Origin of the sequence: Paracoccus sp. (in: a-proteobacteria) (assembly GCF_035556475.1) — a bacterium.
Classification (GTDB): domain Bacteria; phylum Pseudomonadota; class Alphaproteobacteria; order Rhodobacterales; family Rhodobacteraceae; genus Paracoccus.
In genome coordinates this window covers 19,291-42,560 of record NZ_DATMFA010000071.1, presented here as the reverse complement: position 1 = coordinate 42,560, position 23,270 = coordinate 19,291, and the positions used below count along the sequence as shown (strand labels likewise).

The following is a 23,270-nucleotide window of genomic DNA, read 5'->3' as shown; positions in this document are numbered from 1 at the left end:
TGCAGCAAGCCGGGGAAAACGGTTGGTCCCTCCGGCAAGGATGCCGCCCCCGGCCGCGAACAGCAGTGCCGCGAGCAGCATGGCGCGTGAGAGCCAGAGCCCGATGCGCGTGGCGGGCGGAGCGCCTGCGACCTCCGCCATCTCTCCGCTGGGCGCACCGACCGAAAAGAGCAGCGCCCCCGCTACGGGATGCCCGTCGGACGATGTCACGCGCCATGACAGCAGATGACTGCCGCGCTGCAATCCGGCGGGGAGGTCATAGGTCAGGCCGCCGCCCGCGGCATCCGGTGCGGGCAGCAGCCGTGTCTCGCCATCGCTCGCGGTCAGCCGCGCGACAAGCGGGCGGACCGGCTCGCTGAAGCGCAGCGTCACCGCAACCGGTGCGGCCTCCAGCACCATGCCCTCGGGCGGGTCCGAACCGGTCAGGGCGGCATGGGAGAACGCTGCCCCCGTCGACAGGAAAAGGGCGCAAAGCGTCCCGGTGGCGCGGAACGCCCGGATCATTTCTTGGGCAGCACCTGCAGGGCCGGCGCCGGGTGATCAGCCGCGGCATCCGGCTCGATCCAGCGCAATTGCTGGTCTCCGCAAACCTGCACCACCGGTAGGGGGATGGTGCCGGGCGCATCGGCGGAGATGGTCGCGCGCAGGACGAATTGCGCCTTTTCGTGATCGGACAGCGGCCCGCCCTGCCAGCCGATCTCGCCCTTGGCCGAGGTCACATGCCAACCCGGTTGGGCCAGCGGTTCGGCGGTCAGACCCTCGGGGATCGCGACGCGCAGCGCGGTCGTCGGCGCACCGGCGCAGCCATGCCCGACAATCAGCACCAGATCGACGGTTTCTCCGGCGCCGGCGGTTTCGGGATGGATGTGGATATGCGCCAGACCCGGCAGCGGCATCAGCGCCAGCCACAGGGCCAGCGCGACCTTCATGCAACTCGTCATCAATTCACCAGCTTGCTTCCAGTCCCAGATGGCGCAGCGCCTCGTGCCGCAATTCGGCCAGCCGCGGATCGCCGCGATGGCGCGGATAGGGCAGGTCCACCTGCAGATCGGCCACGATGCGCGCCGGGCGCGGGCCAAGGACGATCACCCGCTGGGCAAGGAACAGCGCCTCCTCGACATCATGGGTGACAAGAACGGCGGTCAACCCGCTTTGCTGCCAAAGCCGCACCAGCTCGGTCTGCATCGCAAGCCGGGTCAGGCTGTCGAGCTTGCCCAGCGGCTCATCCAGCAGCAGCACGTCGGGACGGTTGACCAAGGCGCGCGCAAGCGCCACGCGCTGCGCCATGCCGCCCGAAAGCTGGTGCGGATAGGCCCGGTCGAACCCGTCAAGCCCGACCAGCCGGATCGCGTCATCGACGCGGCCACCCTCGCTTTTCAGGATGCCCTGCGCCTCAAGCCCCAGCGCGACATTGGCCCGAACATTGCGCCAGGGAAACAGCGTCGGATCCTGAAACACCAGAATGCGCGAGGGGTCCGGGTCCGCGACCGGATCGCCGTCCACCGTGATCTCACCCGCACTCGGATGATCCAGCCCGGCAACCAGCCGCAGCAGCGTGGACTTGCCGCAACCCGAAGGCCCGAGCAGGGCGACGAACGAGCCCGGCTCGATCTGCAGCGAGACATCGTCCAGCACCGGCAAGGGCGCGCCCTCGAGATCGAAGCGGTGCGAGACCGCGCGGATGCTGATGTCACTGCCCGCGGGCGCGATCTTCGGGGATGCGGCTACCACCGGACGACTCCTTTCTGCCAGACCAGCACCCGGTCCCGGATGCGGAAGAGAAGCGTGATCAGGCCCGAGCACATCGCCGCCATGACGAAAAGCGCGGCATACATATTGGCATAGGCGGCCCAGCCCTGCGCCCATTGCAGATACCAGCCAAGGCCCGCCTCGACGCCCAGCATCTCGGCCACAACCAGCACCGCGAAGGATGTGGAGAGGCCCATGAACAGGCCGACGAAGACATGCGGCAGCGCGGCCGGGATCGCGACGCGGGTGATCAGGAACAAGGGCGAGGCGCCCAGCGTCCGCGCGATCTCGTAATAGTCGCGATTGACCGAGGCGATACCTGACCAAGTCAGCACCGCGACCGGGAAGGCCGTCGAGAAAGCAATCAGGAAGACGCTGGCCGAACCCGAGGTCGGGAAGATGAAGAAGGCCAGCGGCAGCCAGGCGGTCGCGGGCAACGGCCCGACATAGCGCAGCAGCGGTGTCGCCCAATAGCTGACAGCCCGCGACCAGCCCATGCCGATGCCGATCAGGAAGCCCGCGATTGCCCCGAAGAAGAAGCCGCGTGCCAGCAACCAGACCGAGAAGGAGGCACTGTAGAGGATCTTCGGCCAGTCATAGAGGAACACCTCCAGCATCGCCTGCGGGGTCGGGAAGAAGGGCTGCGGCAGGATCCCGGTCTTGGCGGTCAGCACCGTCCAGAGCGCCGCGCCCAGCCCGATGGCCAGCAGCCACGGCCCGCGCGAGGCGCTCCAGCGGCCGAGGCGGCCCAGCCGGTTGCCGCCAAGGCCGAGGAGGACCAGCGCGGCGGCGACCGCGCTCCAGAACAGCGCGAGTTCGCGGACCAGCGGCTGGAATGTCAGGTCAGGCCAGAAAAGCAGGATCGCGACGGCGCCGATCCAGCCCAGCGAGGCCAGCAGGGTGACGCGCTGGACCACAGCCTGCGACGGCTCGGCGCGGATCTCGGCCTCGATGTCGATGGTCGTCATCATGGCCTCCTAGACGCTCAGCACGTCGGCATAGACGCGTTCGGCGAATTGCTGCGGATCGGTCGAGCGGCGGAAGATGTTGATCTCGCGCAGTTCGGTCGCATATTGCGCGATCTCGGTCTTGAGGTCCGCGCCGGTCGGCGTGTGGTTATGGGTCTGGTCGTTCAGGACCGCGATCAGATCCTCGACCGTGCGGTTCTTGGGCGCCTGCGGCAGGAAGGCCTTGGCCGCATCCTCGGGGCGGGCGACGGTCCAGTCCTGCGCCTCAAGCAGCGCACGCGTTACCGCCGTGGCCGTCGCCGGATCGTCGCGGACCAGACTGCCGCTGAGGCCGGCGATGCAGCAGACCCGGTTCTCGAACCCGTGATCGAGGTTCGATGCCACCTGCACATATTTCTCCGGCGTATCCTTGAGCCAGAAGAAGGCGCGCGGGTCGCCGTCGGCAATGGCGTCGATCTCTCCCCGCTCGGCCGCGATCTCGAGCACGTCGGTCGAGAAGGCGCGCCATTTCACATCGGTTTCCGGGTTGATCCCCGCCTGATGCAGCAGGATCGAGAAGAAGTTCTTGCCCGGCGCGGCAAGATCGGTCACGCCAATGGTCTTGCCCTTCAGCTGCGAAAGCTCGGTGATGCCGGTCGATTTCAGCGCCACCAGCCGCGAGCAGCCGCCATGGGTGCCCGCGGTGATCTTGACGTCGAAACCCTGCTCCAACGCTTTCAACCAGCGCAGCGCCATGCCGATGCCACCATCGGCCTTGCCGGTGGCAATCGCCTCCAGCAGCGCCTCGGTCGAGGCGCCGAAATTGACGATCTCGACATCCAGCCCATGCTTCTCGAAAATGCCGTGGTCCTTGGCGACAAAGATCGGAGCAAGGCAGATCGCCGAGGCGTTCGAGGCAAATTTCAGCGGCTTCAGCCCCCCTGCCCCCTGTGCGCGGGCAAGCGTGCCCAGCCCGACGCCCAGAAAGGGCGCGGCCAGCGCAACGCCAAGCCCGGATTGCAGCAGGCCGCGGCGGTTCGTGGTGATCTTGGTCATGGTCGTTCCCTTCGGATCGCGCCTATTCGGCGGCATGGCTGCGGACGGCTTCGTCCGCGACAAGGGCGCGCACGCGCGGGATCAGATCCCGGCCATAGCGCAGGGCATCGTTGAGCGGGTCGAAGCCTCGGATCAGGAAGGTCGAGATCCCCAGCCGGTAGTAATCCAGCATCGCCTCGGCCACCTGATCGGGCGTGCCGACCAGCGAGGTCGAGTTGCCATTCGCGCCGGTCAGCGCCGCGATCTCGGTCCAGAGTCGCTTGTCGAGGCGCGACCCCTTGGCGGCGGCGGCCAGCAGGCGGCGCGAACCCTCATTCTGGGGCGCGGCGGGGTTCAGTGTATTGACCAGCCGCTGGCCACCGCCAGCCGCGCGCAAGGCCCGCGCGCGCTCCAGGATGCGCGCGGCCTTGTCCCATGCGGCGTCCTCGGTTTCGGCAAGGATCGGACGCAGCGACAGCGAGAAACGCGGGTTGCGCCCATGTTTGGCCGCTGCCGCCCGGACTGTCGAAACGGTCTCGGCCACCTGCTCATAGGTCTCGCCCCAAAGTGCGTAAACATCGGCATGCTCTCCCGCGACCTCGATCGCGGCAGGCGAGGAGCCGCCGAAATAGACCGGCACCCCTTCCGGCCCTTCGGGTTTCACATCCGAGAACCCGCCCTTCACGCGGTAATAGGTTCCGGCATAGTCGAACGGCGTCTCGCTGGTCCATTCGCGCCGCACGATGTCGAGATATTCGCGGGTGCGGGCATAGCGCTCATCCTTGGTCAGCCAGTCGCCATCCTGCTCAAGCTCGCGGTCATTGCCGCCGGTGATGACATGAACGGCGACGCGTCCATCGGTCAGGTGGTCCAGCGTCGCCAGTTGCCGCGCGGCCAGCGTCGGCGCGGTAAAGCCCGGACGGTGGGCCAGCATCAGCTTGAGCCGGCGCGTGACGCTTGCCACATACTGCCCGACGAAAAGACTGTCCGGTGTTGCCGAGTGAAAGGCCAGCAGGACGCGGTCGAAACCGCTCTGCTCATGGATCGCGGCCGAGGCGCGGATGAATTCGCGATCAATGATCGGCCCCTGACGGGCGATGGTCTCCGAGGCGTTGTGATTGCCGATGAAGCCGATGAATTCGACGGTCATGTCCTTCTCCTCTCTCAGGTTCCCAGCGCGGTGCGACCCGCTGCCAGCAGGACGCTGTCCTCTTGCGGGGTATGGATGCGGCCGCAGAGAACGTCGCGATAATGGCGTTCCAACGGGTTTTTCCGGCTGATGCCGTGGTTTCCGGCAAGCTTGAGCGCAGCCTCGACGGCCGCGATCGCGTTCTCGGTGGCGACATGCTTGATGATCCCGACCTCGCGTGCGGCTGGTGCCGGCCCGGCATCCGTCTCAGCCGCAGCGGAGGCGATCAGACGCCGGTTCACGGCGATGCGCTCCTCGATCCCGCCGACGGCCTCCTGCATGCGGGGCAACTCGGCCAAGGGCTTGCCCAGATTGGCGGGGACGCGGGATTTCAGGAAGGCGACGATCCAGTCGCGGCCAGCTTCGGCCACGCCGGTATAAAGGGCGGCGATCAACAGGCTCGACCATGCAATCGCTTCGTCGGCCCGGATCGCCCATTCGGAAGGCCGCCGGATATCCGCGGCGTGGTCGGCGGGCAGATAGACGTCCTGAAACTCGACATCGTGACTGGACGAGGCGCGCAGGCCCAGCGTGTCCCAGCCAGGAATGATGCGAACCCCCTCGGCGTCCAGCGGCACAAGGAACTGTCCCACGCGCGGCTCGTCTTCGTCCGTGCGGGCCCAGACCACGCCCCAGCGCAGCCCCTCGCTGCCGGTCGAATAGATCTTGCGCCCGGTCAGCAGCCAGCCATCGCCCGCCTGACGCGCGACGGTTTCGGGCAGACCGCCCCGCATCGGGGTGCCAAGCGCCGGTTCGACCCGAAGGGCATTGATCAGCGCGCCTTCCTCGGCGGCGGCACGCACGACGCGGGTGACCAGCGCCTCGGACCAGCGGCCGCGATGCAGGGTCGCGAGATGGGCATATTGCATGACAAGGATCAGCGCCACGGCCGGATCGCCACGGCCGATCTCGCGAATGATAGATGCGGCAAGCCCGAGCCCCGCCCCCTGCCCGCCAAACTGCTCGGGCGCGGTCAGGGCCAGCAGGCCAGCATCGCGCAGGGCCGCGACATGTCCGGTCGGGAAACGCCCCGCGAGATCGTCCTCTGCCGCGCCGAGGGCAAAGGCATCGCCAAGGCGGCGGGCGGTCTCGATCTCGGCTGGCTCGGCATTGACGGGCGAAATGAGCATCGGGGCTTTGCTCCGGCTGGTTCAAACACGATTAACGTAGTCGTATTAACCTCACGCCTCCATTCCAAAGCCGAGTAAGCAAAGGGAAGAAATTGCTCTGGTAGGCCAGCCCGACACATGCGGCGTGCTTTCGGCCGTGGCGGCGATTGTTTTGTCGCGCGCAGAGATCGGCGGTGTTCGTGGATCGCTTTCGTCGTGACCCCGAGGCTGGGGATCAGGCTACCTGATGGAGCGGATCAGATGCTGCAGCAGGCTTCGCGCCGGACCGGAAAGCTCGGTGCCAGTTCTGACGCAGACCGACAGGCGCCGCAGCGCCCAGTCATCGGCCAGCCGGATGATCGCGATACGCGACGACCGTTTCATGCGCCGGGCGACGGTCTGGGGAACGATCCCGATACCGACATCGGCACCGGCCAGAAGGCAGATGGCCTCGAAGGTCCGAAGCCTCACGCGATAGCGCAGCTGCATTCCCGTCGCCGCAGCCTGCGCAGCGATATGATCCTGAAGCGCACTGTCGGAGAGCCCGATGAAATAGCGCCCGGCAAGGTCGGCAAGACGGACCTGCCGCATTCCGGCGAGATCGCTTTGCGGCGCCGTGACGAGAACCAGCCGGTCTTCGGCAAAGGGATACAGGACCAATCCGTCCCGGGTCGCAGAGTCCGAAAGAATGCCGATTTCGGCAAAGCCTGCCGCCACGCTGCGGGCGATCTCGACGCTCTGGCGTTCCTTCAGATCAACGTCGATGCGGGGGTTGGCGGCCATCCAGTCGGCAAGGCGCGGCGGCAACAACTCGGTCATCGCGGCGGTGTTCGCCAGAAGCCGCAGGGTCGAGCGCAGGCCCGTGGCATATTCGCCCAGCTCCCCGCGCATCATCGCCATCTGGCGGGTGATGAGCCGCGCATGATGGGCCAGCGCCTCGCCCGCCTCGGTCAGCGAGACGCCGCGCCGTCCGCGTTCCAGCAGTCTGATGCCGCCGGACAGCTCCATATCGCGCAGGCGCTCGCTGGCGGCGGGCAGCGATAGCCCGGCATCGGCGGCACCATGGGTGATGCTGCCCGCGTCGGCCACGGCAAGAAACAGGCGAAGGTCGGTCAGATCGAAACGCATGGCCCAGCTTAAAACATAAGCAGCCTTCGGGCCAGCCGAAGTCTGGTTTCGGAGGTTCCGCATTTTCCTGAAGTGTCCCGTCGCTATGTAGACGCCATGACCGATTTCACCATTCCGATCGTCGCCGCTACGTTCCTTGCCGCCGGTATTGTCAAAGGCGTCATGGGCATGGGCCTCCCCACATTCGCCATGGGCATCCTCGGCGCGCTGCTGTCTCCCTTGGCGGCGGCGAGCCTGCTGATCATCCCGTCCATGACCACCAATCTGTGGCAACTCCTCGCCGGGCCGAACATCGGCGTATTGATGCGGCGGCTGTGGTCGATGATGGTGGCAAGCATGGCGGGCACGCTGATCGCCGTGCCCTTGCTGACCGAAGGCGATAGCGGGCTGACGACATCGGCCCTCGGCGCCGCGCTGATCGCCTATGCACTCTATACCCTTTTCGCACGGCCATTCCGGGTCTCGTCCCGTCAGGAGCGCTGGCTCTCGCCGCTGATCGGGTTTGTGACCGGGTTGATTGCTGGAGGCACCGGAGTCTTCGTTCTTCCCGCAGTTCCCTGGCTGCACGCACTGGGGCTTGAAAAAGACGACCTGGTTCAGGCGCTCGGCATGTCCTTCACGACATCGACCATCGCGCTGGCGCTTGGACTGGCCTCACGCCAAGCGTGGCAGGTCGATCAGCTTGCACTTTCCATGCTGGCGGTCATCCCGGCGCTGATCGGCATGTGGGCGGGACAGATCCTGCGCCGCGCAGTCAGCCCTGCGACATTCCGGCGCTGGTTCCTGATCATGCTCGCGCTGCTTGGCGGCGAAATGCTGCTGCGCGCCGCCGGGACATGAAGGCGGCGGCCTCAGCGCAGGATCCGCGCCGCTGGCCGAACGAAGCTTTGCCGTCCGGCCTTGAAGCCCATCACGGGCGGGGCGATGGCGGCAAAAGCCTCGCTTTTGTCCGGCGCATCGAAAACGACAAGATCGGCACGGTCGCCGGGGGCAAGTCCATAGCCACCGAGCCGCATCATCCGCGCGGGACCATAGGTGATCATCGACAGGCAGCGGTCAAAGTCCTGCGCGCCCAGATGCATCGCGTTTGCATAGAGATTTGCCATCCGCATCAGCGAGCAGTCGCCATAGGGCGTGAACGGGTTCATGACATTATTAGTGGCGACGCCGGCTACGACCCCCGCATCCGACAGCAGATGCACCGGCGCGATGCCACGCGGGGCGCGATGGCCCTGATCCATGCCGTTCAGGTAAAGGTCGGTTGCTGGCAGTGCGATCACGGCCACCCCCGCCTCGGCCAGCAGATACGCATAATGCTTCAGCCGCGCGTCCTCCATCATTGACAGCTTGGTGGCATGGCCGATCGTGACCCGCCCCTGCCATCCATGACGCAGGCTTGCCGCGCAAATCGCATCCATATGCGTCCAGCTTGGATCCAGGTCGAAATCCAGATGGAAGTCGAGATCGATATCATGATCGACCGCCAGCGCGAAGAGCCGGTCGATCTGGGCCTGCGGGTCGGGATCCGTATAGGGGCAGCCGCCCAGAACTTCGGCCCCGCGCGCCAGCGCGCCGAGCAGCAAGGGTTCCGCCTCGGGGTCGTTCGTCAACCCCTCCTGCACGAAGGCGCAAATCTGGATATCCATGGCGAAGGCATAGGAGCGGCGCAAATCCGCAATCGCTTCGAAGCTGCGCAGACCGGCACGGCCGTCGACTTCCACATGGCCGCGCATATGCATCGTGCCTTGCGTGATCGCGGCTTCGATCACCCTGGCGGCGCGGGCATGGACATCCTCGACCGTGAACCCGCGCTTCAACGTGGCCACGGCCGCCACCGCCTCGGCCAGCGAGGTCGCGTGGCCGCAACGGCAGTTCAGCCCGGCCTTGTCGAGATGGATATGCGCGTCGACAAATCCCGGCAATACCAGCTTGCCTTGCAGGTCGATCTCCCGCTCGGCCTGCCATCCCCCTGCCCCGAGACCGACGATCCGCCCGTCCGCGATGGCGATGTCGCAACTCTCCGTCCGATCCGCCAGATGGGCATTGCGCAGAAGCAGGCTTGGCAGCGGCATTTCGGCAGAATCCTTGCATGTGTATTGCATACCGATTATGTATGCAGAACTGGCATGATTGACAACAGGGCACCACCATGACCGCGCGTAACGAGCAAGACCTTCAAGCCGTCAAAGATTATCTGGATGCCTCGATGGCGCAGGACCCCGAACGCGCGGCGCGTTATGTCGCGACACCGTTTCTGGTGCGCTTCACCGGCAACCGGCATTTCGACACGCCAAGCGGCCCGACCTCGTTCAACGCCGCGCGCTATAAATGGGTGAAGAAGCGGATCGAGCGTTACGACGTGGTCCCGGGCGAGACGGAGACCATCATCTACAGCCTCGGCTATCTCTATGGTGAATGGCCCGATGGCACCGCCTTCGACCATAACCGCTATGTCGACCGCTTTGTCGTCCGCGACGGCCTGATCGTCGAGACGGATGTCTGGAACGACAGCGCCGAATGGATCCTCGACCCCTCTGTCGCGCGGTCCTGACCGGTCAGGAGCCTTGCGCGTAGGGCTCCAGAATGCTGACCAGATCGCGTGCGCGACTTCCTTCGCCGGACAGCAGCGCCCGCGAAGCCACCGCTTCCAGATGGCTGCGCATCATCTGTGCGGCCTTGTCCGCCGGCCCGGTCTGGATCGCGTCGATCAACTCCAGATGTTCGGTAATCGCGCAGTCGGAAGAATGTGGCCGCGCGAGGGATGACAGGCAAAGCCCTGCACGATAACAGATTTCCGTAACATAGCGGATAAAGACCGGCCGCGCGGTCATCTCTGCCAGCCTGATGTGAAACTCGGTGGCCAGCCGGATGGACATGCCCTCGGGTCCGTGCCGCGCCGCGTGCTCCTGCTCGACGATCTCTTTCAGTTCGGCGGCCTGCGCCGCTGTCAGTTTGCCCGCAAGATGACCGACGACCTGCTCCTCCAGCGCGATGCGGATGCCGAAGATGTCGCGGGCCTCCTCTGCCGTGGGCACGGCAATGGTGGCTATCCGGTTGCGGCGCAATTCCACCAGCCCCTCGGCCGAGAGCTGTCCGAGGGCATGGCGGGCTATGGTGCGGCTGACACCGAAGGTTTCGCCCAGGGCATCCTCTGGCAACCGGTCGCCGGGAACCAGGGCACCCTCGATCAACGCGCGACGGAGCGCCCGGCAGATTGCAGCGACTCGATCCCCTTCGGCCTTCGGTATGCTCTTGGCGGCGGCCATGACGTTCCCCCGTCTGTATGCGGCTGCCAAATCGGGCAATGGCGGCACCGCTGCGTAAATTTCATGCATGCAGCGAGAAAGCTGCCAGATGGTTCATATACGGGATTGAGAGCCCTGTCGATGTCAGCAAACAGTGTATGCACTTACCCGATGCAAACTCCGAATGAGACATATGGCCTGCGAGACTTACGCCCAGGATAATCCGGCACTCCACGATGCCGTCGTGCTGTCACAGGCCAGCGTCGCCTTTGGCCGCCCGGGGGCCGAGGTGCAGGCCCTGCAAACCACCGATCTGCGGATCCCCGAGGGCGAGTTCCTTGCCCTTGTCGGCCCGTCTGGCTGCGGCAAGTCTACCATCCTGAAGCTGGCGAGCGGCCTGCTGAGGCCTTCGTCCGGCGCGGTGATCGTCGGCGGGCGCGAGGTCGCGGCCAAGGCCCTGCGCATCGGCATGGCATTCCAGAACCCCACGCTGCTTCCCTGGCTGACGATCGAGAAGAACGTGATGCTGCCCCTGAAGATCGTGCGGCCGTTCCGTCAGGATTTTCGCGCGAAGAGACGCGGCGAATATCGCGACCGCGTTCATGCGCTGCTGGACGATGTGGGCCTCTCGAAATTCGCCAACCATTATCCCTGGCAGCTTTCGGGCGGGATGCTGCAACGCGCCAACCTTTGCCGGGCGCTGATCCATGAACCAAGCCTGCTGCTGCTGGATGAGCCGTTCGGCGCGCTCGACCAGTTCACACGCGAAGAGTTGTGGGGGACGATGCAGGATCTGTGGCTGAAACGCCGCCCCACGGTGATCCTCGTCACCCATGATCTGAAGGAAGCGGGCTTTCTTGGCACCCGCATCTGCGTGATGAGCGCGCGCCCCGGTCGTGTCATTGACGACAGCCCGGTGGATTTTCCCCGCCCCCGCACCGTCGCCATGACGTTCGAGCCCGAATTCGTCGCCCTGAACCAGCGCCTGCGCGAACGCATCATCGCCGCGCGCAGTGAAACCCTGCAAGGGGCAGAAGCATGAACTATGTCCTTCGTCGCCGCATCTGGGCCGCGGGCCTGATCGTTGCCTTCTTCGCGATCTGGGAGGTTCTCTGCCTTGCCCTGGGCATATCGGACCTGATCGTCCCACGGCCAAGCCAGGTCTTCGCCACGCTGGTCGAGCGTTTCCCGGTCCTGATCCCGCATATCTTCCAGACCTTGTGGACGACCATGATCGGCTTTGGCCTGGGCGTCGTCGTTGGCGTCGCCATCGGCGCCCTGATCGGCACCTCGCGCACGGCTTATGACACCTGCTATCCCCTGCTGATCGGCTTCTCCTCGATCCCGAAGGTCGCCGTCGTTCCGATATTCGTGCTTTGGTTCGGGGCCGGTCCCGTTCCGGCCGTCCTGACCGCGCTTGCGATGTGTTTCTTCCCGATCGTCGTGAACATCGCCACCGGCCTTGCCACCACCGAGCCGGAACTGGAGGACGTGCTGAAGTCCCTCGGCGCCAGCAAGATGGACCTGCTGTTGAACGTGGGGCTGCCGCGCACCATGCCCTTCTTCTTCGCCTCGCTGAAGATTGCCGCGACCTTCGCTTTCGTTGGCACCGTGCTGGCCGAGACGGTCGCGTCGAACAAGGGCATCGGCAATGTGATGATGTCGGCCTCCTCCAACTTCGACGTGCCTCTGGTCTTTGCCGGGCTCTTCATCCTCGCCTTCCTTGGCGTCGCCCTCTACGTCCTGTTCTCCCTGATCGAGGGCCGCGTCCTGGGCTGGGCGAACCGCCGCACCGATCTTGCCGCCTCCTGATATTTCCAACCCATCGAGGGACCGACCATGTTCAAGACGCTGCTGACCACCGCCGCCCTAGGCCTTTCGCTGACCGGGCAGGCATTGGCCGATACCGATATCCGCTTCACTCTGGGATGGAAAACCCAAGGGTCCGACGCGCCGATCCTGCTTGCGCTGGAAAGGGGCTATTTCAAGGAAGAAGGCCTGAACGTCACCGTAGACCAGGGCGAAGGCTCGGCCGCGACCGTGACGCGGATCATGTCGGGAACCTATGACGCTGGATTTGGCGACATCAACGCCATCATCCAGAACGCCGCGACCCGCCCCGCCGAGACGCCGGTGATGGTCTACCAGCTGTGGAGCAAGCCGCCCTTCGCCATCGTCTCGAAGAAGGAGACCGGCATTGCCACGCCCGCGGATCTGGAGGGCAAGAAACTTGGCGGCGCACAGGGGACACCGACCACGCGGCTGGTGACGGTGCTCGGCCGCGTGAATGAGGTCGACATGGCCAAGGTCCAGATCGACAACATGGCTCCGAACCTGCAGGAACCGATGCTGATCAAGGGCGATATCGACGGCGCGCTTGTCTTCAACATCACCAGCTGGTTCAACCTCGTGAACAACCGCCAGGATCCGGGCGCCGACTACAATTGGCTGAATTTCGGCGATTTCGGGATGGACCTCTATTCCAATGGCATCATGGTCTCGCAAAAGATGATCGCCGAGAACCCGGAGGCTGTCGAAGGCCTCGTGCGGGCGGTCAACAAGGCGGTGATCGAGATCGCCAGCGCCCCTGAAGCCGGAGCCGATGCGGTCATCGCCTATGACAACCTCGCCAAGCGCGATCTGGAATATGACCGGATGATGTTTTCCTATGACAAGCTGATCGCCTCCGAGGAGGTCGATCGCATCGGTCTGGGCGATGTGGACGACGCACGCCTCGCCCGGGCAATCGACATCGTGGCCGAAGGCTACGGCCTCGAAACCAGGCCGGAGGCCGCGCAGGTCTTCACCCGCCAGTTCCTGCCGGCGCGCGAAGCCCGCAGGCTGGTCTACGTCCCCGGCGAGTGAGCGCGATGGCAGGACTGGTCGTCAGCCCGCATCCACTCGCCACGGCAGCGGGTCAGGCTGTGCTTGAGCGAGGCGGCAACGCAGCCGAGGCCGCGATCGCCACGGGGGCGGTGCTGGCGGTGGTCCTGCCGCATTTCTGCGGTCTGGGCGGCGACGGCGTTTGGATGCTGGCGGATCGGGACGGCTCGCAAACCGCCATCCTCGGGATCGGGCAGGCTCCGCGAATGCTGCCGGACCTGCCTGCCACCTTGCCTCTGCGTGGTCCCGGCTCGATGTTGACCACGGCCTGTCTGGTCGATGGCTGGGACCAGCTCCTGCAGTTCGGGCAAACGCATTGGCAGGGAGGCATGAGCTTTGCCGACCTTGTCGCCCCCGCCATCGAGCACGCCCGCGCGGGCGTGCCAGCCTCGGCCAGCCAAAGCTTCTGGCGCGATTTCCGACGCGAGGAATGGCCGGGCTGGCCGGGGTTCGCGGATATCTTTGCCACGGATCATCTGCATCAGCCCCAACTGGCCGAGATCCTGACCCTGCTTGCCGAGGACGGACCGCGCAGCTTTTATACCGGCCGGGCCGGGCAGCGGGTTGCGCAGGGATTGGATGCGGCGGGCAGTCCGCTTGCCGCGGGCGATCTCGCCTCGACCTCCGCCCGACAGGCAGCGCCGCTATCCCTGCGCTATCGCGATTTGACCCTGCTGGCGCCGCCCTGGCCGACGCAGGGCATGACGACGTTGCAGATCATGGGCATCCTCGACCGGTTTGACATTGCCGCGACCACGGGTGCCAACCGCCTGCATCTCCTCATCGAAGCTGTAAAGCAGGCCTTTCTCGACCGGGGTGAGATTGCGGACCCTGACACCACGCCTGTCAGCGATGCGCTGTCATCCAGCTGGCTGGACGCAAGGGCCGCGGCAATCCGACCGGAGGCCGCCCTGCCCTGGCCGCATCGCTACCAGCATGGCGACACCGTCTTTTTCGCCGTTTGCGACGGGGCGGGGCGCAGCGTCAGTGCCTTGCAAAGCACGTATTTCGACTGGGGCAGCGGCGTGGTCGTCGGCGATACCGGGATCCTGTGGCAAAACCGCGGCGCAGCCTTTGCCACCGATGCCGCGCATCCAAACTGCATCGCACCGGGCAAACGTCCCTTCTATACGCTGAACCCCGGCATCGCGCTGAAGGACGGCGCGCCGCATCTCCTTTATGGTACGCAAGGTGCGGACGGCCAGCCGCAGACGCTGGCGCGGATCCTGACCGCCTTGATCGACGATGGGATGTCGCCTGCCGAGGCCTTGAGTGCGCCGCGTTTCCTGCTGGGCCGCACCTTCTCGGACAGCCGCGACAGCGTGAAGATCGAAGCGTCGATGCCCCGCGACCAGATCGAGGCGCTGACGGCGCTGGGGCATGAGCTGGCCGAACTGCCGGCGCTTTCGCCGATCTTCGGCTGCGCGGGGGTGATCCGGCTGGGCGCGGGTCTAACCGGCGCGCATGATCCGAGGGGATAAGGCGGGCTCCCCTGTCGCCCGATAGCCCTTTGCAGGCTTCCGACCGCAGGCAGGCAATGGCATATGCGCGGCAGGAGGAACCCCATGACCATCCAGATCAGAGCGGCAGAAGCAGCCGATGTTCCCGGCATCTTCCGTGTCCGCACCTCGGTGAACGAAAATGTTCTGTCGGTGGGTCAACTGGCGGACATGGGTATCACGGTGGAGGCCATCACCGCGATGATCGCAAGCGGGCCATGCGCGTGGGTGGCTGTCGACGACGGCGAAGTGATCGGATTTGCGATGATCGACGCGGCGGAGGGATCCCTCTTCGCAGCTTTCGTGCTTCCATCCCATGAGGGCAGAGGCATCGGGCGCCAGCTTGTCGAGATCGCCGAACGCCACCTTCTGGACCGTCATGCAGTCTGCTGGCTCGAAACCGGCGCGACAACGCGTGCCGCAGGCTTTTATCGCCGCTTGGGATGGACGAACGAGCAGGACGTGGGAGGCGGGGACATTCGCCTGGAGAAGCGCCGAAGCTGAGCGTCGGCACCGCGCGAGGCGATCTTCGGGCCTAGTTTACCCGCACCGCCCCGCTGCCGCCGATGGCCGCCCCGGCCACCGCGCCGACCGGCCCGGCGACGATCGCCCCCGCCGCAGCGCCGGTCGTGGCACGGGTCGCGGTGTTTGGCCCGCAGGCGCCAACCGTGAGCGCCAAGGCGCAGATGAGGATGACGGGCAGTCTTGGCATGGCGATGTCTTTCTTCCCTTTGGCAGGTACCGGGGCTGCGAGTGCTCCGGGTCGGACCACTCTAGTTACCTATCACACCGCCAAGAGCAATCCAAAGCAACGACAAATCAGGCAAACTTGATAGCCTGCCAACAGGCGCGGCGAGCGGTGAGCCACCAGTTTCTCCCGCCAAGCCGGCCCCTTCACCACCTGACTTCCCCCATTGTCGGAGATATTCGGGCGTCGATCACCCGAGAAACCCGCGATGATCCTGCCATGGCCGGCGGCTTCCTCTTGGGTGTTGGCAGTCAAGGGTTACCTCGACATGATGCTCAGGCGGGCTGGTCGAGCAAGGGGGAGAGGGACGATGCAGGACGAGGTGAAAAAGCTGTTCGCGCGATACGAGCGCTTGGTCAATCTGGCTCTTCAAGGTGCGGTCGAGATGGAAGAACTCGCCTCGCTATATTCTTCCGAATTCATTGGCGCCGCCCCGGCCGGGGTGCGAACAGGGAAGAACGATGACCAATTCAGGAAGGTCATGGCGCAGGGCTATGAGCGCTATCGGGCGATCGGGACAAAGGACATGCGGATCCGTGCGATCCGGTTCTCCGCCATCGACCCGCTTCATTGCATGGCCCATATCGCCTGGGTCGCCAGCTACGCCCGGAAGGACGGGGCGGAGATCGCGATAGAATTTGACGTTCACTATCTGGTTCAGGTGCTGAACGGCGATCCCAAAGTTTTCGGCTGGATTTCCGGTGACGAGGAAGCTCTTCTGAAACAGCACGGAATTGTCTGAATATCGCCACCCCCGCCAGCGCTTTGGCTGCGGCTTGCAAAATCGACAACCTTCCCTACCTAACAGCCACCCTTCCCACGGAGACGCCATCGTCATGGACCTGAACCTCGCCGCATTCACCCCTTCGGTTTCGCTGCGAGAAGTTCTGTCCCATGCCTGCATTCGTCACCCTTTCCGGCCTGTCCTGGTCCACAGCTGACGGCACCCCGCTTTTCACCGATCTCGACCTGACCTTCGGGCCCGAGCGCACTGGCATTGTCGGGCGCAACGGCACTGGCAAAAGCACGCTGCTGCGCCTGATCTCGGGCGAGTTGCGGCCCGCCTCGGGGATGATTCAGCGATCCGGCACCATCGCGATGATGCGACAGGAGGCGGTGGAGCGGCCGGGAGAGACCATTGCCGATCTGTTCGGTGTGCAATCCGCCCTTCGTCTGCTGGACCGAGCCGAGGCCGGGCTTGCAGACGCTGAGGAACTGGCCGAGGCGGACTGGACATTGCCCGCGCGGATCGAGGCTGCACTTTTGCGCTGTGGCCTGTTCGTGGGGACGCAGACGCCGCTGCGAACCCTCTCGGGTGGACAGCGCAGCCGCGCCGCCCTCGCCGCGCTGACCCTTGCCGAGCCCGATCTGCTGATCATGGACGAGCCGACGAACAATCTCGACCGTGACGGGCGCAGGGCGGTGATCGACCTGATCCGGGGCTGGACGGGTGGTGCGGTCGTCGTCAGCCATGATCGCGAGCTTCTGGAGGAGATGGATGCCATTGTCGAACTGACCTCGCTGGGCGTTACCCGTTATGGCGGGAATTACAGCGCCTTCCGGCAGCGCAAGGACACCGAGTTGGAAGCGGCGGCCCGCGACCTCGCTTATACCGAAAAGGCCGGCAAGGATACTGCCCGGCGCGCGCAGCAGGCGGCAGAGCGCAAGGCCCGCAAGGACAGTGCGGGGCACAAGGCCCGGGCAAGGGGCGATCAGCCGAAAATCCTGATGGATGCGGCCAAGGGCCGGGCCGAAGCGTCGGGCGGCGCGGCCACGCGCCTGCGCGAAGCCCGGCGCGAGGCCGCGGAACTGGCGCTCTCCGCCGCCCGCGAGAAGATCGAAAGCCTGCAGCCGCTGCGCATGGACATTCCCCCGACGGGTCTTGCGCCCGGCAAGACAGTGCTGCGGCTGGAGGATGTGACGGGTGGATATGATCCTGCCCGGCCGATTATCCGCGACCTGTCACTGACGATCACCGGCCCCGAGCGGATCGTCGTCGCCGGGCCGAACGGCAGCGGCAAGACGACGCTGCTGAAGATGATTACCGGGCGGCTCGCGCCCCAACGCGGGCAGTTGGACCTGTCGGTGACATTCGCGCTGCTGGATCAGCATGTGGGCCTGCTCGACCCCACCCTGAGCCTGCGCGAAAACTTCCAGAATCTGAACCCCGCAGCGGATATCCATGCCGCCCATGCGGCGCTGGCCCGGTTTGGGTTCCGGGCTGGCGACGCCTTGCGCCCGGCGGGACAACTGAGCGGGGGTGAACGCTTGCGCGCGGGTCTTGCCTGCGCGCTTGGGGCCGTGCCACCGCCGATGCTGCTGATCCTGGACGAGCCGACCAATCACCTTGATCTGGACGGTATCACCGCATTGGAAGCCGCGCTGAACGCTTATGACGGTGCCGTGCTGGTGATCAGCCACGACGCAGCTTTCCTTGAAACGCTCGCCCCGGACAGGACCATTCATCTCGGAGGATGATCTTCCCGAAGGCGATCCCGGTCGCTGAAGCAGATCCCGGGCATGGCGCAACACCGGCTCCCGCTCTGTTTCTGTCGACGCAAAATCGTTTGACACCCGGACGAAACATGAACTTATTGCCTTTGATAAATTTTTACCAATCAGTATGAGATTAACAATGGCGATTATCCCGGGCACGAGTGGCAATGACAGTCTGGTGGGCGGTGCGGAAGACGATGCCATCTATGGCGGGGCGGGCAACGACACCCTGACCGGCGGGGCTGGAAATGACTCCCTCTACGGTGAATCCGGCAATGATATCTTCGACATCACGGCCAATGACTTCGGCACCGACAGCTTCTTTGGCGGTGATGGCACGGATTCGATCCGGCTGAGGGCGCATATCCAGTCGTCCAGCGTGCTCTGGAACAGCACCTATCTGGACAGTGTCGAACAGCTCGATTTCAACTATTACACGCTTGCCGGCACAACGGGGAACGACCTGATCGATATCAGCGGCTTCTCCTCGATCCTGGGCTACCGCCATATCTATCTGGGCGATGGAAACGATACTTTCCGCGGCTTTGGGGGCGCGGATCTGGTCGATGGCGGAGCTGGAAGCGACAGGCTTTACGGCGGCGCGGGGAACGATACGCTGACCGGTGGGGCCGGAAACGACTTCCTCTATGGAGAGTCCGGTAATGACATCTTCGAAATCACGGCGAATGACTTCGGGACCGACAGGTTCTTTGGCGGCGATGGCACGGACTCGATCCGGCTGAAGGCGTATATCCAGTCCTCCAGCGTGCTCTGGAACAGCACCTATCTGAACAGCGTCGAACAGCTCGACTTCAACTATTACACGCTTTCCGGCACGACTGGGAACGACCGGATCGATATCAGCGGCTTCTCCTCGATCCTGGGCTACCGCCAGATCAATCTGGGCGACGGGAACGATATCTTCCGCGGCTTTGGGGGCGCGGATCTGGTCGATGGCGGCACCGGCAGCGACAGCCTTTACGGCGGCGCGGGGAACGATACGTTGACCGGTGGGGCCGGAAACGACTTCCTCTATGGGGAGTCCGGCAATGACATCTTCGAAATCGCGGCGAATGACTTCGGGACCGACAGGTTCTTTGGCGGCGATGGCACGGATTCGATCCGGCTGAAGGCGTATATCCAGTCCTCCAGCATCCTGTGGAACAGCACCTATCTGAACAGCGTCGAGCAGCTTGATTTCAACTATTACACGCTTTCCGGCACGACCGGGAACGACCGGATAGATATCAGCGGCTTCTCCTCGATCCTGGGCTACCGCCAGATCACTCTGGGCGACGGAAACGATATCTTCCGCGGCCATGTCGGCTGGGATGTGGTCGATGGCGGCGCCGGAAGCGACAGCCTCTATGGCGGCGCGGGGAACGATACGCTGACCGGCGGGGCCGGAAACGACTTCCTCTATGGCGAATCCGGCAATGATATCTTCGACATCACCGGCAGCGATTTCGGAACCGACAGGTTCTTTGGCGGCGGAGGCACGGACACGATCCGGCTGCGGTCCAATATCCAGTCGTCGAGCATCCAGTGGAACAACAGCTTCCTGAACAGCGTCGAAGAACTCGACTTCAACTATTACACGCTTTCCGGCACGACCGGGAACGACCGGATAGATATCAGCGGCTTCTCCTCCGCTTCGGGTTATCGCCTGATCGAACTGGGCGAGGGCAACGATACCTTCATCGGCTATCGCGGCAATGACTATGTCGATGCCGGGGCGGGCAACGACACCTTGACCGGCGGAGCGGGCAATGACACGCTGAATGGCGGGGCGGGCAGCGACACCGGGAATTACGCAGCGGCTTCGGGCGCGATCAAAATCAATCTGGGGCTGACCTCGGCTCAAGCCATTGGCGGAGGACAGGGCAGCGATACCCTGATCAGCATCGAGAACCTTTCGGGCTCGCGCTTTGCGGACAACCTGATCGGAAACGCCGCAGCGAACCAGTTGATCGGAAATGCCGGCAACGACACCTTGAACGGGCAGGCCGGGAATGACCGGCTTATCGGCGGCGCGGGCAATGATGTGCTCATCGGTGGCGCTGGCAACGATATCCTGAACGGCGGGGTGGGCAGCGATACCACCAACTACGCATCGGCGGCAGGTGCCATCAAGGTCGATCTGAGGTTGACTGCGGCTCAGCTCATTGGCGGGGGGCAAGGCAGCGATACCCTCGTCAGCATCGAGAACCTCGCCGGCACACGCTTCGCGGATCGGCTGATCGGCAATGGCGCAGCAAACCAGCTGGTCGGGGGTGCCGGAAATGACACCCTGAACGGACTTGCCGGAAATGACCGGCTGGTCGGCGGGGCGGGAAAGGATGTGCTGACCGGCGGTGCCGGGGCAGATACTTTCATCTTCAACACCATTCAGGAATCTGGAAAGGGTGCTGCCCGCGACGTCATTGCCGACTTTGTCTCGGGTGTCGATACTATCCAGCTTTCTGCGATCGACGCCAATTCGACAATCGCTGGCAATCAGGCTTTCCATTGGTCCGGCGCGCAGGCAAGCGCATATGGCGTGTGGAGCGTGCAATCCGGCAATAACCGCCTTGTCCGCGGGGATACGAATGGCGACGGGGTGTTCGACTTCGAAATCCAGCTGAACGGAGTCTCGCGCCTGACGGCCAACGATTTCATCTTGTAAGGTGAAGGGAGATCGGGGCTGAATGGATTGTTTGAACCGAGAACGAAGTCCCGAACATTCTGACAAAACGCGGGGGGTTGCGGCATCAGGCCGCCACCCTCGACCGAAGGCGGCAATGCCAGATAGGCAGACGGCGATCGGCAACATACGGGCGGATTGTGACAGGTCGTCCCCGCCGGTCACTGCCAAATGAGAGCCGGGAGAAACCCGGCTCAGCCTTTCCTTTCTGGGACCGATGCAATCATCTTCGTCGCCTGCAGGAATACAAAATCGCAGCCCTCGTCGGCTTGCGTCATCTGCTCATGGAACAGCTTGCGATAGCCGCGCTCGGCCTCGGAAGGCTTGGGCAGCTGCAAGGCGCGCCGCCGCCCGTCCAGTTCTGCCTCGGGGACCAGCAACTCGATCTCGCGCGCGGAAACGCTCAGCCTGATCCGGTCGCCCGAGCGCACCAGCGCCAGCGGGCCACCCAGCGCGGCTTCGGGTGTCACATGCAGGACGATCGTGCCCGCCGCCGTCCCGCTCATCCGGCCGTCAGAGATGCGGACCATGTCCTTGATCCCGGCCTTCGCCAGCTTCCTCGGGATGGGAAGATAGCCCGCCTCGGGCATTCCCGGCGCGCCGATCGGGCCGATATTCTTCAGGACAAGAATGTCCTTGGCAGTCACATCAAGCATCGGGTCGTCGATCCGGCTGGCCATGTCCTCGGCATCCTCGAACACGACAGCGCGCCCCTCATGCTCCATCAGGGCGGGATCCGCCGCGGATTGCTTGATGATCGCCCCCTGCGGCGCGAGGTTTCCCCTGAGAAACGCGATGCCGCCCGCCGGGTAGACAGGGTTGTCGAAACGCCGGACCACATGCTGATCGAAGGCCGGGAAATCCTCCAGCTCCTCTCCCAGCGTGCGCCCGGTGACGGTAAGGGCGTCGAGATGCAGCTGATCCTTCAACTCGCGCAGGACGGTCTGCAATCCGCCGGCGCGGTGCAGATCCTCCATGTAGAAATCTCCCGAGGGCTTCAGGTCGACCAGCACCGGTGTCTCGCGGCTCATGCGGTCAAAGGCCTCCAGATCGACCTTGTAGCCCATTCGCCCCGCGATCGCCGTCAGGTGGATGATGCCGTTGGTCGAGCCGCCGATCGCCAGCAGGACACGCAAGGCATTTTCGAAAGCCTTCCGGGTCAGGATCCTGTCGGGGGTCAAACCATTGCGCGCCATCCGAACGGCCTGCCTGCCGCTTTCCTCGGCAATCCGCATCCTGTCGCTGGTGACGGCGGGCGGGCTCGCACCGCCGGGCAGGACGATCCCCAGCGCCTCGCCCAGACAGGCCATGGTGCTGGCGGTGCCCATGACCGAACAGGTGCCGACGCTTGCGACCAGCTTGCCGTTCACCTCGGCAATCTCGGCCTCGTCCATTTCCTCGGCCCGGAAGCGGCCCCAGAAGCGCCGGCAATCGGTGCAGGCGCCGACCCTTTCGCCGCGATGACCGCCAGTCAGCATTGCGCCGGTGATCAGCTGGATCGCCGGGATATTCGCCGATGCCGCGCCCATGAGCTGCGCCGGAACCGTCTTGTCGCAACCGCCGATCAGGACGACCGCGTCCATCGGCTGCGCCCGGATCATCTCCTCGGTATCCATCGCCATCAGGTTGCGCAGATACATGCTTGTCGGCGAGGAGAAGCTCTCCGCGATCGAGATGGTCGGGAAGTCGATCGCAAGCCCGCCCTCCAGCATCACCCCGCGCCTGACTGCCTCGACAAGCTGCGGCGCGTTGCCGTGGCAGGGGTTATAGCCGCTGCCGGTGTTCACGATGCCCACGATCGTGCGGTCGAGGGCGTCATCGCTGTATCCTGCGCCCTTGATGAAGGCCTTGCGCAGGAACAAAGCAAAGCCTTCATCGCCGTAATTGGTCAGCCCGCCCCGCAGACCCTTTGACGCGTTTTCTGGCACGCTGACCTCCCCTATCCCCTGGATCGACGACGCGAGCCTGCGATCATCGCAAACCGCGCCATGCCGTGGCAGAAGATGAACGGAGTGCAAGCTTCTGAGCAAGGTAAACAATTCCTGCCACATCCCACTGGACGCGGCGGGAGGACTCGCGGTCCCTCATCATGGCATCCTAGATATGCCGGTCTTTACGCGGCGCAGGGGGATCGAACTTTCCAGGGTCGAGACACCCGCTATTCGTGTCAGTTGACCGGTCAGGAATTTCTCGAAATCCGCAAGGCTGGCCGTAACCACGCGCAGCAGATAGTCGCGGTTCCCGGTCATCAGCCAGCAATCGACGACCTCGGGGAAGGTCTTGATCGCAGTTTCGAACTTGGCCAGAGCCTCGTCGACCTGCCGGTCGAGTTGGACGGAAACGAAGACCGACACCGGATAACCCAATGCGGTTTCGTCCAGAAGCGCCGCATAGCCGGTAATGATCCCGCATTCCTCCAGCGCCCGGATACGGCGCGCAACCGGTGACGGGCTGAGACCCACCTGCTCGCTGATCTCCTGCACCGAGGCGCGGCCGCTTTTATGCAGATGCCGCAGGATTCTCGCATCAACGCCGTCAATTCGGGTGGTTGTCATAAGT

23 protein-coding genes are annotated in these 23,270 nt (G+C 64.5%); 10 read left to right on the top strand and 13 right to left on the bottom strand.

Features of this window, described 5'->3' with window-relative positions; translation table 11 throughout:
* The 8 genes from VNQ78_RS09015 to VNQ78_RS08980 all read right to left on the bottom strand — a co-directional run.
* On the bottom strand, window positions 1-504 hold a 504-nt coding region (locus VNQ78_RS09015; protein ID WP_325688845.1), incomplete at its 3' end, for a copper resistance CopC family protein.
* The gene (locus VNQ78_RS09010) at window positions 501-941 is read right to left on the bottom strand and encodes a DUF1775 domain-containing protein (RefSeq protein ID WP_325688843.1); all 441 of its coding nucleotides are present in this window, start codon (window positions 939-941) and stop codon (window positions 501-503) included. The genes VNQ78_RS09015 and VNQ78_RS09010, both read right to left, overlap by 4 nt.
* A gap of 4 nt (window positions 942-945) precedes the next feature.
* On the bottom strand, window positions 946-1,731 hold the full coding sequence (locus VNQ78_RS09005; RefSeq protein ID WP_325688841.1) for an ABC transporter ATP-binding protein: 786 nt from the start codon (window positions 1,729-1,731) through the stop codon (window positions 946-948).
* Window positions 1,725-2,717, bottom strand: coding sequence for an ABC transporter permease (locus VNQ78_RS09000; RefSeq protein ID WP_325688839.1), 993 nt, complete (start codon window positions 2,715-2,717; stop codon window positions 1,725-1,727). The genes VNQ78_RS09005 and VNQ78_RS09000 overlap by 7 nt, the downstream gene beginning before the upstream one ends.
* Window positions 2,718-2,726: 9 nt before the next feature.
* Window positions 2,727-3,752, bottom strand: coding sequence for an ABC transporter substrate-binding protein (locus VNQ78_RS08995; RefSeq protein ID WP_325688837.1), 1,026 nt, complete (start codon window positions 3,750-3,752; stop codon window positions 2,727-2,729).
* Between the two features lie 22 nt (window positions 3,753-3,774).
* Window positions 3,775-4,881 carry an LLM class flavin-dependent oxidoreductase gene (locus VNQ78_RS08990; RefSeq protein ID WP_325688835.1) on the bottom strand — a complete coding sequence of 369 codons (1,107 nt, stop codon included), beginning with the start codon at window positions 4,879-4,881 and terminating at the stop codon, window positions 3,775-3,777.
* Between the two features lie 14 nt (window positions 4,882-4,895).
* On the bottom strand, window positions 4,896-6,050 hold the full coding sequence (locus VNQ78_RS08985) for an acyl-CoA dehydrogenase family protein (protein WP_325688833.1): 1,155 nt from the start codon (window positions 6,048-6,050) through the stop codon (window positions 4,896-4,898).
* Window positions 6,051-6,269: 219 nt separating this feature from the next.
* Complete coding sequence (locus VNQ78_RS08980; protein ID WP_325688831.1) at window positions 6,270-7,157, bottom strand: LysR family transcriptional regulator; 888 nt, start codon at window positions 7,155-7,157, stop codon at window positions 6,270-6,272.
* A 96-nt stretch (window positions 7,158-7,253) separates the two neighbouring features.
* On the opposite strand from VNQ78_RS08980, the gene VNQ78_RS08975 reads away from it, so the two are divergent.
* Window positions 7,254-7,997 carry a sulfite exporter TauE/SafE family protein gene (locus tag VNQ78_RS08975; RefSeq protein ID WP_325688829.1) on the top strand — a complete coding sequence of 248 codons (744 nt, stop codon included), beginning with the start codon at window positions 7,254-7,256 and terminating at the stop codon, window positions 7,995-7,997.
* 11 nt (window positions 7,998-8,008) lie between these two features.
* Here VNQ78_RS08975 and VNQ78_RS08970 read toward each other — a convergent pair whose 3' ends face one another.
* Window positions 8,009-9,229: an amidohydrolase family protein gene (locus VNQ78_RS08970; protein ID WP_325688827.1), complete on the bottom strand. Its 1,221-nt coding sequence runs from the start codon at window positions 9,227-9,229 to the stop codon at window positions 8,009-8,011.
* A 77-nt stretch (window positions 9,230-9,306) separates the two neighbouring features.
* Between VNQ78_RS08970 and VNQ78_RS08965 the strand changes: the two genes are divergently transcribed.
* Window positions 9,307-9,708: a nuclear transport factor 2 family protein gene (locus VNQ78_RS08965; RefSeq protein WP_325688825.1), complete on the top strand. Its 402-nt coding sequence runs from the start codon at window positions 9,307-9,309 to the stop codon at window positions 9,706-9,708.
* 4 nt (window positions 9,709-9,712) lie between these two features.
* Here the strand turns inward: VNQ78_RS08965 and VNQ78_RS08960 are convergent, their stop codons facing one another.
* Complete coding sequence (locus VNQ78_RS08960) at window positions 9,713-10,423, bottom strand: GntR family transcriptional regulator (protein ID WP_325688824.1); 711 nt, start codon at window positions 10,421-10,423, stop codon at window positions 9,713-9,715.
* Window positions 10,424-10,595: 172 nt separating this feature from the next.
* On the opposite strand from VNQ78_RS08960, the gene VNQ78_RS08955 reads away from it, so the two are divergent.
* The 5 genes from VNQ78_RS08955 to VNQ78_RS08935 all read left to right on the top strand — a co-directional run bounded on the left by VNQ78_RS08955 (window position 10,596) and on the right by VNQ78_RS08935 (window position 15,288).
* Window positions 10,596-11,444 (top strand): ABC transporter ATP-binding protein, encoded by an 849-nt coding sequence (locus VNQ78_RS08955; protein ID WP_325688822.1) that lies wholly within the window; start codon window positions 10,596-10,598, stop codon window positions 11,442-11,444.
* Window positions 11,441-12,214: an ABC transporter permease gene (locus tag VNQ78_RS08950; protein WP_325688820.1), complete on the top strand. Its 774-nt coding sequence runs from the start codon at window positions 11,441-11,443 to the stop codon at window positions 12,212-12,214. The genes VNQ78_RS08955 and VNQ78_RS08950 overlap by 4 nt, the downstream gene beginning before the upstream one ends.
* A 27-nt stretch (window positions 12,215-12,241) precedes the next feature.
* Window positions 12,242-13,267, top strand: coding sequence for an ABC transporter substrate-binding protein (locus tag VNQ78_RS08945; protein WP_325688818.1), 1,026 nt, complete (start codon window positions 12,242-12,244; stop codon window positions 13,265-13,267).
* A 5-nt stretch (window positions 13,268-13,272) separates the two neighbouring features.
* Complete coding sequence (locus tag VNQ78_RS08940) at window positions 13,273-14,766, top strand: gamma-glutamyltransferase family protein (RefSeq protein WP_325688816.1); 1,494 nt, start codon at window positions 13,273-13,275, stop codon at window positions 14,764-14,766.
* An 84-nt stretch (window positions 14,767-14,850) separates the two neighbouring features.
* Complete coding sequence (locus tag VNQ78_RS08935; RefSeq protein ID WP_325688814.1) at window positions 14,851-15,288, top strand: GNAT family N-acetyltransferase; 438 nt, start codon at window positions 14,851-14,853, stop codon at window positions 15,286-15,288.
* Window positions 15,289-15,319: 31 nt separating this feature from the next.
* On the opposite strand, the gene VNQ78_RS08930 is transcribed toward VNQ78_RS08935, so the two are convergent.
* Window positions 15,320-15,496, bottom strand: a complete 177-nt coding sequence (locus tag VNQ78_RS08930) for a hypothetical protein (RefSeq protein WP_325688812.1) — start codon at window positions 15,494-15,496, stop codon at window positions 15,320-15,322.
* Between the two features lie 346 nt (window positions 15,497-15,842).
* Between VNQ78_RS08930 and VNQ78_RS08925 the strand changes: the two genes are divergently transcribed.
* The 3 genes from VNQ78_RS08925 (at window position 15,843) to VNQ78_RS08915 (ending at window position 20,693) form a co-directional block, all read left to right on the top strand.
* Entirely contained in the window at window positions 15,843-16,274 is a 432-nt protein-coding gene (locus VNQ78_RS08925) for a nuclear transport factor 2 family protein (protein ID WP_325688810.1), read from the top strand.
* Window positions 16,275-16,426: 152 nt separating this feature from the next.
* Complete coding sequence (locus VNQ78_RS08920; protein ID WP_325688808.1) at window positions 16,427-18,010, top strand: ABC-F family ATP-binding cassette domain-containing protein; 1,584 nt, start codon at window positions 16,427-16,429, stop codon at window positions 18,008-18,010.
* A 157-nt stretch (window positions 18,011-18,167) separates the two neighbouring features.
* Window positions 18,168-20,693 carry a calcium-binding protein gene (locus VNQ78_RS08915; RefSeq protein WP_325688806.1) on the top strand — a complete coding sequence of 842 codons (2,526 nt, stop codon included), beginning with the start codon at window positions 18,168-18,170 and terminating at the stop codon, window positions 20,691-20,693.
* Between the two features lie 212 nt (window positions 20,694-20,905).
* Here the strand turns inward: VNQ78_RS08915 and VNQ78_RS08910 are convergent, their stop codons facing one another.
* A complete protein-coding gene (locus VNQ78_RS08910; protein WP_325688804.1) occupies window positions 20,906-22,639 on the bottom strand; it encodes an IlvD/Edd family dehydratase in 1,734 nt (577 codons plus the stop codon).
* 159 nt (window positions 22,640-22,798) lie between these two features.
* Window positions 22,799-23,266, bottom strand: a complete 468-nt coding sequence (locus VNQ78_RS08905) for an Lrp/AsnC family transcriptional regulator (RefSeq protein ID WP_325688802.1) — start codon at window positions 23,264-23,266, stop codon at window positions 22,799-22,801.
* Between the last annotated feature and the right edge of the window lie 4 nt (window positions 23,267-23,270).